The 12,617-nt window shown below is 45.0% G+C and carries 10 protein-coding genes and 1 riboswitch; of the genes, 2 read left to right on the top strand and 8 right to left on the bottom strand.

Features of this window, described 5'->3' with window-relative positions; translation table 11 throughout:
• The first annotated feature begins 315 nt into the window (after positions 1 to 315).
• A complete protein-coding gene (locus ACWNM1_RS20205) occupies positions 316 to 468 on the top strand; it encodes a DUF1540 domain-containing protein (RefSeq protein ID WP_076120659.1) in 153 nt (50 codons plus the stop codon).
• A gap of 138 nt (positions 469 to 606) precedes the next feature.
• Here ACWNM1_RS20205 and metE read toward each other — a convergent pair whose 3' ends face one another.
• The 8 genes from metE to ACWNM1_RS20245 form a co-directional block, all read right to left on the bottom strand.
• On the bottom strand, positions 607 to 2,907 hold the full coding sequence (gene metE, locus ACWNM1_RS20210) for a 5-methyltetrahydropteroyltriglutamate--homocysteine S-methyltransferase (protein WP_449602392.1): 2,301 nt from the start codon (positions 2,905 to 2,907) through the stop codon (positions 607 to 609).
• A 154-nt stretch (positions 2,908 to 3,061) separates the two neighbouring features.
• A riboswitch (cobalamin riboswitch) is annotated at positions 3,062 to 3,267 on the bottom strand.
• A gap of 258 nt (positions 3,268 to 3,525) precedes the next feature.
• Positions 3,526 to 4,386: an undecaprenyl-diphosphate phosphatase gene (locus tag ACWNM1_RS20215; RefSeq protein ID WP_449602393.1), complete on the bottom strand. Its 861-nt coding sequence runs from the start codon at positions 4,384 to 4,386 to the stop codon at positions 3,526 to 3,528.
• Positions 4,387 to 4,435: 49 nt separating this feature from the next.
• The gene (locus ACWNM1_RS20220) at positions 4,436 to 5,059 is read right to left on the bottom strand and encodes a DedA family protein (RefSeq protein WP_449602394.1); all 624 of its coding nucleotides are present in this window, start codon (positions 5,057 to 5,059) and stop codon (positions 4,436 to 4,438) included.
• Positions 5,060 to 5,076: 17 nt separating this feature from the next.
• Positions 5,077 to 7,026 (bottom strand): ABC transporter permease, encoded by a 1,950-nt coding sequence (locus ACWNM1_RS20225; RefSeq protein WP_449602395.1) that lies wholly within the window; start codon positions 7,024 to 7,026, stop codon positions 5,077 to 5,079.
• Entirely contained in the window at positions 7,001 to 7,771 is a 771-nt protein-coding gene (locus ACWNM1_RS20230) for an ABC transporter ATP-binding protein (protein ID WP_449602396.1), read from the bottom strand. The genes ACWNM1_RS20225 and ACWNM1_RS20230 overlap by 26 nt, the downstream gene beginning before the upstream one ends.
• 85 nt (positions 7,772 to 7,856) lie before the next feature.
• Entirely contained in the window at positions 7,857 to 8,855 is a 999-nt protein-coding gene (locus ACWNM1_RS20235; protein ID WP_449602397.1) for a sensor histidine kinase, read from the bottom strand.
• Complete coding sequence (locus ACWNM1_RS20240; RefSeq protein WP_340971935.1) at positions 8,852 to 9,553, bottom strand: response regulator transcription factor; 702 nt, start codon at positions 9,551 to 9,553, stop codon at positions 8,852 to 8,854. Before ACWNM1_RS20240 ends, ACWNM1_RS20235 begins: the two co-directional genes overlap by 4 nt.
• A 689-nt stretch (positions 9,554 to 10,242) precedes the next feature.
• The gene (locus tag ACWNM1_RS20245; RefSeq protein WP_042190589.1) at positions 10,243 to 11,037 is read right to left on the bottom strand and encodes a TIGR00266 family protein; all 795 of its coding nucleotides are present in this window, start codon (positions 11,035 to 11,037) and stop codon (positions 10,243 to 10,245) included.
• A gap of 480 nt (positions 11,038 to 11,517) precedes the next feature.
• Between ACWNM1_RS20245 and trhO the strand changes: the two genes are divergently transcribed.
• Complete coding sequence (trhO, locus tag ACWNM1_RS20250) at positions 11,518 to 12,414, top strand: oxygen-dependent tRNA uridine(34) hydroxylase TrhO (RefSeq protein ID WP_449602398.1); 897 nt, start codon at positions 11,518 to 11,520, stop codon at positions 12,412 to 12,414.
• Positions 12,415 to 12,617 lie beyond the last annotated feature (203 nt).

Consider the following 12,617-nt stretch of genomic DNA (forward strand, 5'->3'; position numbering starts at 1 on the left):
AGGCTCTTTAAACAGAAAAAAAGCCGCATTTCTGCGACTCATTTAGTTGAAAGCAATAAATATTTTGTAGAATTTTTCATTATATTTTTATAAAGATTTGCATAGTTATAAAACATTTCTGTTATTGAATAACCCGTTTGCTTACATACACTTTATTTGGTACAATTACCACGTCTAGCCACACAGAAAACACCAAATACCCTCTATTCATAATGAATGAGGGCGCGGCATGGTTCTGTTCGGACAAGCTCCACCTTGCTGAACAGAGGATTTTTTAATGATGCTGTCTATCACTACAAGGGGAGGTGAACCCTCATGGCAAAAGACGTAATTTGCGAAGTTAACTCCTGCACCCACTGGGCAGAAGAGAACAAATGCAGTGCTGATTCTATCTTTGTAGCTTTCCACAGCTCCCAAGAACCTACACGTGCAGAAGAAACAGATTGCAAGACTTTCGAAAGCAAATAAGGTGATGATTTGAAGGGACCCTCCACGGTTCCTTCTTTTCTTTTCTCATTCTATCAAGAATGAGAATTATTATCAAGTGGCTGAAATAAAAAGCCAGGGAGAAATTCCCCGGCTATGATTTATTGTATACCTCTTATGTTATTTGGAAGCACTAACTCCTGCATTTTCTCTTGCAATAGCGGCAGCCTTTACCATGTTACGAAGTGCATCTTCCGTCTCCTGCCAGCCACGTGTCTTAAGACCGCAATCCGGATTAATCCAGAATTGTTCAGGATCAAGCACCCGCAGTGCACGATCAATATTAGCTGTCATCTCTTCTACTGCAGGAACCCGTGGACTATGGATATCATATACACCAAGACCAATTCCTTTATCATACGCCTGCTCCTCAAAGCTAACGATCAGTTCCCCATGGCTACGTGAAGTCTCAATAGAGATAACATCCGCATCCATCGCTGAAATGGAGTCTATCATGTCATTAAATTCGCTATAGCACATGTGGGTATGAATTTGTGTCGTAGCCTTCACATGATTCGTCGCGATACGGAACGACTTCACCGCCCAATTCAAGTATGCCTCATGATCTTCCGTCTTCAAAGGAAGTCCTTCACGGATAGCCGGTTCGTCTACTTGAATCATCTCTATGCCTGCATCCTCCAAAGCTTTAACTTCATGACGGAGCGCTAAGGCAATTTGATTCGCTACTGCTTCCCGACTAAGATCATCACGTACGAAAGACCAATTGAGAATCGTAACAGGACCAGTCAACATGCCTTTAACAGGAAGGGAAGTTAACGACTGAGCATAAACGCTTTCTTTTACAGTCATAGGCTGGATAAAAGCTATATCCGCATAAATAACCGGTGGCTTAACGCAGCGTGATCCGTAGGATTGAACCCAGCCATTACTAGTAAATAAGTAACCATCCAGCTTCTCCCCGAAAAACTCCACCATATCGGTTCTTTCGAACTCACCGTGCACGAGTACATCCAAACCCAGCTTTTCTTGGAAGGTGATTGCATCTGCAATCTGCTCACGAACGAACCCGTCGTAACGCTCTTGATTCCATACGCCTTTACGCCATTTCAACCTTGCCTGGCGCACTTCTACGGTCTGTGGAAAGCTTCCGATTGTTGTCGTTGGCAGAAGTGGCAGCTGCCACTTCTCCTGTTGCACCTTCAGGCGCTCAGCAAAAGGTAGGTTACGTTGGTCTGGTAAATCTGTAAGTCCGAGAACTTGCTCGGCCACATCCTTACGACCGCGTTCAGGAAGTGCACGGAAGGCAGTAAGGGCTTCACGACTGGCCGTCAACGCAGCAGCAGCTTCTGCTGTACCCTCTAAGGCTGCAGCAAGCAGGCCAAGCTCTCTAAGCTTCTCATCAGCAAAAGCTAAAGCGGCCTTGACGGTTGCCTTAAGCTTCACCTCACCCTGAACAGTAACCGGAACATGTAGTAAACTGCAAGAAGGCTGTAGAATAAGACGATCAAGCGGCACATGTACACTCAGCTTTTCGATCAGCTGCAGCTTAGCATCCAGATCCGAGCGCCAGATGTTGCGCCCGTCAATAATACCCGCTCCCAGCCACTTATCCTCAGGCCAGCCAAGACGTTCAATCGATGCCAGGTTCGTCCCACCATCATGGACAAAATCAAGACCTAAACCTTGTACCGGAAGCTTGAACAGTGCCTCCAGCGGTTCAGCAGCTTCAAAGTAAGTCTGCAGAATAATATTTAATCCAGGCACGGATTCAGCAATTTCAGTGTAAATCGAGTGAAGTAAGGATAATTCTGAATCATTTATTCCTGTAACAATCGCTGGCTCATCAATTTGTACCCAGCTTACTCCTTCTTGCTTCAGTTCCTGCAACAGCTGAACGTAAACCGGAAGAAACCGAGCAGCAATCTTCGCAATATCCGCAGATGCAAAACCTTTTGACAACTTAAGGAATGTATAAAGGCCTAAAACCACAGGCTTACCCTCAATTCCCGCTTGGGACTTGGCAAAACGATAAGCTGCCAGTGGCTTATTCTCGGTCAGACGCGGCGTTTGTGCACCGATCTCTGGAACGATGTAATGATAGTTCGTATTGAACCATTTAGTCATCTCGCAAGCGGTAGCCTCAGCATTTCCTCTAGCCATCGCAAAATAAAGATCAAGCCCAATATCGCCACCATCATACGCATAACGTGGAGGTACGATCCCGAACATTACAGCGGTATCTAGCACATGATCGTAGAACGTAAAATCATTTACCGGAATTAAATCAATTCCTGCCTCCTGCTGAGTCTTCAAATGCTGAAGCTGAATTCCTGTCATTTCAGTACGGAACGCTTCCTCATTTATTTTTCCCGCCCAGAAGGCTTCCAACGTTTTCTTCCACTCGCGGTTTTTTCCGATTCTTGGATAGCCAAGATTGCTTACTTTTACTTTGTTCGTCACTTTGCAGCTCCCCTTCTCCATCTTCTTATTTTGGACTCGATATCACTTGCATTCCTATAAAAAAGAGCGCCCTTCCCTAAAAAAGTCAAAGGGAAAGACGCCCATAATATACCTATGGTTAACGTCTAACACCTTCCTATCCTCCGTAGGTGAAGCAGTGCTGTTGAAACAGGCAGGTCTCCTGGCTAGCGGTGTCAGCATCCTAAGCAGTCTTCCCAGCAGTAGTAAATTGCCAGTGACATATGTTGCTATGGACTCTTCCGTTACAGTGGCGGGACCGCATCGGCTTCATACCGAATTTCCCTATTAAGCCTACCGAATTACTAATTTCCGGCAAGCACCTGTCTCCGTTATTTTCAAGCTAAAACGCCTTCGGCGTCCTTTTTAAGGACGGTAAGCGTTTATGCGAGAATGATAAGAAAGTATTTTGTGAAACTTATACTTTCTTATCATTTAATTGCTGAAATGCCTTCGGTGTCCTTATACGGACGGTAGGCGTTTATGCGAGAATTATAAGGATAAAGTGAGTGTCTTAATCTGATGTCATCATACGTGAAAGCCCCCGTCATCTGCAATAGATTACGGGGGCTTTTGTTATATCGATTCCTTATAACGGATTTAGAAAAACACGAAATATACTACTGCAGCAAGGACTATGCGATATATAGCAAATGGTAAAAGCTTAATCCGGTTGATCAATTTCAAGAAGAAACGCATCGATAATAGTGCAAATACAAAGGCACTGATAAAGCCTGCAATGAAGAACGGCAGGGCATCGATGGTGAAATATTGCCAGTTCTTCATCAGTGAGAGTAAACTGGCGCCTGCCATGATTGGAACAGCCATAATAAACGTGAAATCAGCAGCAGCACGATGACTCATACCCAGAAGAACACCACCAGAAATCGTCGACCCGGAACGAGAAAATCCCGGCCACAAGGAGAAGCACTGGACCAGACCAACACCTAGCGCCTGCTTATATGTAATCTGATCGACACTCTCCGTTTGAATCTTCTTTGGTCCGAATAGATCCGCAATAATCATTAATACAGCACCGACTACTAGACCGATTAACACGGTGGATGTAGAGAATAAATGCTCGTCAATATAATCATTAAACAGAACGCCCAGCACGCCTGCTGGCACTAAACCTACAAGCACCTGTGTAAGCTTAAGGTGGCCGCCTTTTTCAAGTTGTGGTTGCTCCTCAGTTACAGGGTCCAACTGCTTGCGGCTGAAGCGCTTTAAGCCCAGCAATTCAATGAACCTATTTCTAAAAATAACTACAACTGCTAGTATTGACCCCAGCTGTATAACCACTTTGAACGTATTGGCCGTATATTGCCCAAATAACTCTGTCGATTTTAACCACATATCATCAACAATAATCATATGACCTGTGGAGGATACCGGAGCAAATTCAGTTAATCCTTCAACAATGCCCAAAATTATAGCTTTAATAATCGTTAATAGCTCCATTTGTTCTCCTCCTTTTAATCATAACTTTTATCTATAAGTCCTTCTCGGTTCAACCTTCGGTTTTCATTTTCCGGCTGCGCTTGCGGAAGAACAAATACCCAAGGATCACTACTCCACCTGCAAGAAGCACGTACACTACGTTGGAGTACATATCCATATACATAGCGATGTCTTCCCAGGACTCACCCAAAGCCGCACCAATAAGCACGAGCAGTAAATTCCATCCCAGCGTACCAATCGTTGTGAAGATCATAAACACTCCAAATTTCATGCCTGACATCCCTGCAGGGATCGAAATCAAACTACGCACTAGTGGAACCATCCGACAAAATAATACGGTCCAATAACCATATTTGTCAAACCAAGCGTCAGCCTTGTGGATGTCTTTTTTGCTGATCCGGAGCAGGCCGCCCCAGCGTTCAACGATCTTTTCCAAGCGATTTACATCGAGCAAACGACCGATATAATAGAGAATCACTGCACCCAGCAGTGAGCCAAGCGTAGCAGCAATAATTACACCAGGAATGGTCAAATTCGTTGTGGTTGTCATGAATCCGCCAAAAGGAAGGATCACTTCGGAAGGAATCGGTGGAAATATATTTTCAAAAGCGAGCATCAGGAAAATACCAAAGTAACCAAACTGTTCCATAAAATCTGTAATCCATGCTTGCATTTCGTAACCCCCATTATTCAGATCAAGTTCTTCTTCAAGTTGCGTAAATAACGGCTGCGAATAAAAAAGAAGTAAAGTCCCTGGACAGCCAAATATCCCAATAACACCGCCCCGGTCTCCACAGCAATTGATAAGTAAAACAACCGCTGAAGCGCAATAAAGGCAAACACACTATGCAAAATGGCCACCCCAACCGGAACAAAAAACAACAACGACAATTGTATCGTTACAATTCGGTTTAGCTCTTGATCTGTAAGTCCCATTTTGGACAATGTAGAATATTGATGACGATCATGATCTAGATCTGTATACAACCGGAAGTAAAGGAAGCTGCCTGCTGCAATAAAAAAGACAGTACCTACCAATAAAGAAGCGAACAGCATCGTATTGTACAGTGTTCTCTGTATTTCAAACAGCGTGCCGCTAACAACAATCGCGTATGGCGAGTTACTTTCATAGGCCCGTTTGCCTTTATGGGCAAGATCTGCCGCTATACCTACTGTTCGCGGGAAGTCATCCATGTAAAATCCTGTATACAAATCGGTCTGTACGGGATGAATAGCCTTGTAAAGCTCATCGCTAATCACAACACCACTGAAATCTCCCCCATCCCTTCCATCCAGCTCCGGCAATAGATATTCGGCAATCGGAACATGCTGGGTATAACCCATTTCTCGAATGGAAAGACCTTGCTTCAAGGTGTATATCGGCTTTACTCTACCCGCTTGCAGACTCCGGTCTCGTTGCGAACCGATCATCACCAATCCTTCATCTCCACTTAGAGGCTGCTCATCCGTCGTAAACCCAGCATGAAGCAGAGCAAGCTTATAATCACTGTAAGCAATCAAGGGAAGCCTTAACGTGCGATCTGGCCCGGTTTGAGATTCCACCTCTGCGTATTTAATCGGAATACTAAGTGTCTCATAGGGTAAACCGAGCGTTGTAAGCTCTTCCTTAATTTCGTCCATATGCTGATCAAAAGGATCCTGCAATTGATTGCCTTTGGCTACATAACCAACTGCTGCGGGATAGTCCAATTTCAACTCTCTGGAAAGCGTATGGATCGATGCGAATACTCCCACTGAAGTAAAAGATACTGCGGATACAATCGTCACCATAAAAAACATTCGGGCATTCTCTTTCCAGCGGTAAGACAAGCCCGATAAAGTAATGATATTCGTGCGGTTCCAATACAGGCGCCGGATCGCCTTAAGTAGTTTAACAGTGTAAATACTGAGCTGAGTATAAAAGAGATAGGTACCCGCAACCGTAATTATAACGACCGGGAACATCACCTTTTCAACCGAAGCCGCTTGTGCTGTAGCTGCCATAAAATAGCCCGTTAACAGCAATAAAGCAGACAGTAAAGATAACACCAAGGAAACTTTAGGTTCCTCTTCTGCTTTTCGTTCTCCCTGAAACAGCCGCATCAGTGATTCATTCCCAATAAAGAAGAACGTGCTTAGCGAGATTAGAATAAATAACAGCGCAAAGCTACATATCGTTAGTACAAGCGCCTGCCATGGAAGATGAAACGTTAAAAGAGGTATCCCTAGAAAAGTAGATCCGATCATCAAAAACAACTTACCCAGAATTAACCCAAGTAAAGTACCTGTCAGGATGGCAGAGGTACCGATCATCATATTTTCCAAAAATACCATCATGTTCAGCTGTCGCTTTGTCATTCCATGCATCAATAAAATCCCAAACTCCATCTTACGTGACTGCAGGAACGATCCGACCGATACAAGAACGAACAAGGAGCAAAACACATAAATAATGGCTTCTGCCGCCATCATTGTATGAGCAGCTGTACTATAAACCAAGCTCTTAGAAATATCCGGATGGTAAATAAACAATGCGCACACAAAAAAGATCATCACTGAAAAAGCACTGACGACAAAATAAGCCGCATATTTACGCTTGTTACGTGTAACATTCCTATAAGCGAATTGCCGAAAGGTCATGGCTAGTTCCCCCAAGCAGAGACAACATATCAATGATACTTTGAAAGAAGGCGCCTCTACTGCTCCCCCTGTACATTTCACTATAGAAACGTCCGTCTTTAATAAAGATGACTCGGTTACAAAAGCTCGCGGCCACTGCATCATGTGTGACCATCAGCACCGTTGCCCCTTCTTCCTTATTTACCTCTGTCAGCATATTCATGACTTCACCTGAAGCTTTGGAATCCAGATTCCCTGTAGGCTCATCTGCTAAAATCAGAGCAGGACGATGAATCATCGCGCGGGCGATGGCAGTCCGCTGCATTTGTCCACCTGAAATCTCGTATGTCCGTTTTTGCAGCAAATGCTCAATGTCCAGCATGCTTGCTACTTCTTTCAACCTACTCTCCATTTCCGTTACATGGACACCAGCAAGCGTGAGAGGAAGCACAATATTCTCCTCTACAGTGAGCGTATCCAGTAGATTGAAATGCTGAAAGACGAAACCGAGCTCATGGCGGCGAAAGAGCGCTTTTTCTTTTCTGCTAAGCAGATTGGGATCTCGGCCGTTGATCAGAATCTGACCGGAGGTCGGCTGGTCGATGGTGGCGATCGTGTTGAGTAGTGTTGTTTTCCCACTCCCCGAAGGTCCCATAATGCCAACGAACTCCCCCTTTTCAACAGAAAAGCGGATATGATTCAATGCCTGAGTGGACACTTTACCCTCATATATTTTTGATAAATTATGAACATCTAGAATGGGCAAGTGTTACCTCTCCTTCTTTCGACTGGATTGCCTTCATTATACAAAGTGTATACACAGGCTGCCATTTCTCTAACTTACAATGACCTTACATTTTTGTAAGGTAGGACTCCCTAAACACTATCCGCACGGTCGTGCCCTTACCTTCTTCTGAGCATATGCTCACCTCGTGACCAAGTTTTCCGCAGATCTGTTTCACAAGATATAGACCCATCCCCGTGGATTCTTGAAAGGTTCGTCCATTCACACCTGTAAAATAAGGATCAAACACACGCGGCAGATCACCTGCTGGGATGCCAACTCCTTCATCTCGTATCTCCAGTACTGCTCTCTTTTCTTCTTGTATGTACCCATGGAAATATACATGTTTGCCGACTTCCGTCGTATAACGTATTGCATTCGTAATAATTTGCGTAAGCACAAAACTTAGCCATTTCTCATCTGTGGTTACGGCGATTCGCTCATCTATATTAATAGTAGGAAATATACGATTACGTATGAACAGACGTTTCTGCTCTGAGGTCACGCTACGTACGAGAGTTTCCAAATCCAAACGTTCCACGTAAAAATCATGCTCAAAAGTATCTAGCCGAGCCGTATAAAGTACAGTGTCCAGTCCTTTTTTCAGACGGTCCAGTTCATCACCTATCGCCGTAAAAGGCGGTCCGTCTTTATCTTGAATCATCAAATGGATGACAGACAATGGCGTCTTCATTCCATGCACCCACTGATTAATAAAGTGAATATGTTCCTCCAGCTTGTGGCGGTAGCTGTGTAAATCATTTTTGTAGAGGCGGAATTGTGACCCTAGTAGTCCTCGTAAACTCACGGCAAGCGGAGAATCCTGTGATGGACCGCCAGCTTCATCTAGAGAGGAGGGTAGAGTCTCCAGTCGTTCATAGAACGTACGATTGCTGATATACCGATAAGCGAGGTAGCCAAGTAGCAGACAAGTGCTGAGAAGTGCAGCGTACAGACTAACACTCACACCACTGCCCCCATCCAGCCGATATACTAGTGTGATCAAGATGAGCTGTGCTAGATAGACAACAATTAAAGAGATCTGCTCCCGTAAAAACAGCTTCAATCCTCATCCCCCCAATTCGGAATCAAGCGGTAGCCTTGACCTCGAACGGTTTGTAGACCGTCCGTAATCTCAAGAGCGGCAAGCTTTTTACGCACACGGGTGACATAGACATTAAGCGTATTCTCATCCACAAAGGCTTGATCATCCCAGATTTTTTCGAGCAGTCTGTCGCGGGTAACGATAGTTCCCGACTTTTGCATCAACTCATCTAGTATCTTGGCTTCCGTGTGACTTAAATCCACCTTGGCTTCTCCTCGAGTAAGAACTAGCCGCTCCACATCCAGTGCCATTCCGGCAACGGTAAGAGTACGCTCATTGTTGCTTCCTGCATAGGTACCATAGGCGCGTCGCAGCTGGCTTTTAATTTTGGCCATCGCAATTTCGTAATCAAAAGGCTTCGTAATATAATCGTCAGCTCCGTTCTCCAGCGCCATCACCTGATCCATTTTGCCGTCACGGGCAGATATAAAAAGGATAGGGCAGGTGGAAATCCCACGAATCTGGCGGCACCAATAATACCCATCGTATTTTGGCAAATTAACATCTAATAGAACCAGGTGCGGAGCGAACGTCTCAAACTGAGTGCGAACCCGCTCGAAATCATTCACAGCCTGTGTTTCATATCCAAACTTATGTAAATAGTCCTGTAGCAGAGCCACCAGTCCACGGTCATCTTCTATAATAAATATTTTGAACATATCATGCCTCCGGTCACAGCCTTAACAATATAGGGGTTTGCCAAATAATATATACATCGTGGACAGGGTTAGTCAAATTGTTAGGGGGATTGTGCGATAGATCGTCAGCGTAAAGCTAGGCAGATCGTCATGCGTAATGTGAGGCAAGTCGCCAAGCGTAACGTGAGGCAGATATATAATGGTTATGAATTAAACTATCCCAAGCCCAACCTCTAAAAAAGACCCGTGAATGAACATAATCATTCACGGGTCTCACTATATAGTTAGTTACAGATACAGTAGCGGTGGAAATCACAGATTCGATAATACAAATGTCGAATGTTGATATCACATCGAACAAAAGTAACCAGTGTCTTGCTGAAGCAATTAGAACTGGATCTGGCCATTTCTACGGGATTTATACCGTTCTTTTGGCCGGATTCGCTCAATCCGTGCAAATCAAGGGCATTTTTACCCTTCTTTCGCTCCATTTGGGCCAATTCCCAGAAATCTAGGGTATTTTTGCTCTTCTTTCGATCCTTTTGGGCCAATTCCCAGAAATCTAGGGTATTTTTGCCCCTCTTTCACTCCATTTGGGCCAACACGCACAATACAAGGGGTATTTCTGCCCTTGTCTCCCCCTAATAAGCCACTCACTAAAACCGCTCATTCTGTGCCTCGAATGTTCTACCCATCAACCGCGCACAAGCCTATCTGCCATCCAGCAGATTGCCGAGTCCTCCAAGTACGCTGCCTTCTTCTTTGCGTCCGCTGTTACCGGCTGCGGACAGAATGCGGTCAGCCATACGGCTGAACGGCAGTGACTGCACCCACACCTTGCCGGGTCCGCGCAGTGTGGCGAAGAACAGGCCCTCGCCGCCGAATAGCGCGGTTTTGACACCTTTTACAAACTCAATATTATAATCCACGGAAGACGTCATAGCGACAAGACAACCTGTGTCCAGCTTGAGCGTCTCTCCCGGCTGCAGTGTGCGTTCCATAACGTAACCACCAGAGTGTACGAATGCAAGACCGTCGCCCTCCAGCTTTTGCATAATAAAGCCTTCTCCACCAAAAAAGCCTGTGCCCAGCTTGCGCTGAAATTCAATACCGATCGAGACGCCCTTCGCCGCACAGAGGAATGAATCCTTTTGACAGATCACTTTTCCAGCGTATTGCTGAAGATCGAGCGGGATGATTTTTCCTGGATATGGAGCAGCAAAGGTGACACTTTTTCGTCCATAAGAACCGCTGTGTGTGAATACGGTCATGAACAAGCTTTCCCCTGTCAACAGACGCTTGCCGGCACCCATCAGCTTACCCATCAGTCCGCTTCCGCGCGTCCCCCCACTACCATCACCAAAGATCGTCTCCATCGTAATTTCCTGATCCATCATCATGAAGCTTCCAGCTTCGGCAATTACACTCTCTCCGGGGTCAAGCTGCACCTCCACACACTGAATTTCCTCGCCCATAATGACATAATCAATCTCGTGAGCACTCATCCCGCATTTCCTCCTTATTATTAAAGTCACCATGTGACTCTTCGAATGAAAATTAATACGCGCGTTGTGATTCACGGTTTCGCCAATCATAACTATCCATGTTATTCGATTATATCCAGCAAAAAAAGTCAACCAAAATTCTGGCTGACCTTAATCGTAGTATCCCCGAAAAATGCAGTTTATACCAGCCGACAAAACGACTACATCCAACAGGATGAATACAGTACCTACTTTGACTCCAACATCCACTGATCAGCAGCGGTAAAATATCGTCTCATCCACTCGCGCCGCCACTTGCAGACTTCCCCCATAGGTATGATGATTCAGACATATTCATTGCGCTGTTTTTCTTACTAATATCCAAGTTTTAACCATTACCGATTCAAGAGTATCTTTTTCAAGTCTTGATAATATGTTACAATACTTTTTATACTCAAACGTTTATTTAGTAGTCTAATTCTAATGATAAAGGTGAAAAGAATGAACCCACAATCGGAATATGCAATTCTGCTATACTATAAATTTGTAAAAGTGCCGGATGCAGAACAATTCGCTCAGGAGCATTTGGCTTACTGCAAAGAGCTTGACGTAAAGGGACGCATTCTCATCTCAGATGAGGGCATTAACGGGACATTGTCCGGTACGATTGCCCAAACCGAGCAATACATGAAGGATTTGCGCGCAAATCCGCTGTTTAGTGATATCGTCTTCAAGATCGATGAGGCTGATGGTCATGCCTTCAAAAAGATCTTCGTTCGTTATAAAAAGGAACTCGTGACGTTCCGGGTCGAGGATGAACTGGACCCTAACGTGATCACCGGAGAACATCTGGCGCCTAAAGATTTCTATGAAATGATGCAGCGCGATGATGTGGTAATTCTGGATGGTCGTACCGGCTACGAATTCGATCTTGGTCATTTCCGCGGTTCCATCCGCCCTGAAGTAGACAGCTTCAAAGAATTCCCGGACTGGATTCGCGAGAATATGAGCGAGCTAAAAGATAAACCAATCCTGACCTACTGTACAGGCGGAATCCGCTGCGAGAAATTAAGCGGGTTTATGATGAAGGAAGGCTTCCAGCAGGTGTACCAGCTGGATGGCGGCATTGTGACTTATGGTAAAGACCCTGAGGTACAGGGCGAATTGTTCGATGGAAAATGTTATGTCTTTGATGAGCGGATCTCCGTACAGATTAATCATACCGACGGGGATATCATTGTCGGACGTTGCCATCACTGCGGTCAGCCAGCTGACCAATTCATCAACTGCGCCAACGATGCTTGCCACCTTCAGCATATTTGCTGTGAGGACTGTGAAGCACAGCACAGTGGTCATTGCTCGGACGAATGCGAAGCTATCACGAATGCCGTGGGCTAAATAAAAGGGCAAGCTGGTCGCAAATGTCTCTACACGATTCAAAGACGAGCACAAGAGAGTCTTAAATTAACTAAAAGGTGGCGCACAGGATTTCACTGTACGCCACCTTTTGTTATGAGCGAAACGTCCAAGCAACGTCCCTGAGATCTTCAACCCTTTTAACAACCCTTTTAACAACCCTTTAAATCACGTCACTTATACAA

The organism is Paenibacillus sp. Marseille-Q9583 (genome assembly GCF_976954365.1).

Excerpts from the sequence above, each read along its gene's own strand:
- ACWNM1_RS20240 (WP_340971935.1), bottom strand. The coding sequence starts at position 9,553 with ATGTTCAAAATATTTATTATAGAAGATGACCGTGGACTGGTGGCTCTG.
- ACWNM1_RS20215 (WP_449602393.1), bottom strand. The coding sequence starts at position 4,386 with ATGGAGCTATTAACGATTATTAAAGCTATAATTTTGGGCATTGTTGAA.
- ACWNM1_RS20225 (WP_449602395.1), bottom strand. The coding sequence starts at position 7,026 with ATGACCTTTCGGCAATTCGCTTATAGGAATGTTACACGTAACAAGCGT.
- ACWNM1_RS20245 (WP_042190589.1), bottom strand. The coding sequence starts at position 11,037 with ATGAGTGCTCACGAGATTGATTATGTCATTATGGGCGAGGAAATTCAG.
- ACWNM1_RS20205 (WP_076120659.1), top strand. The coding sequence starts at position 316 with ATGGCAAAAGACGTAATTTGCGAAGTTAACTCCTGCACCCACTGGGCA.
- ACWNM1_RS20220 (WP_449602394.1), bottom strand. The coding sequence starts at position 5,059 with ATGCAAGCATGGATTACAGATTTTATGGAACAGTTTGGTTACTTTGGT.
- trhO (WP_449602398.1), top strand. The coding sequence starts at position 11,518 with ATGAACCCACAATCGGAATATGCAATTCTGCTATACTATAAATTTGTA.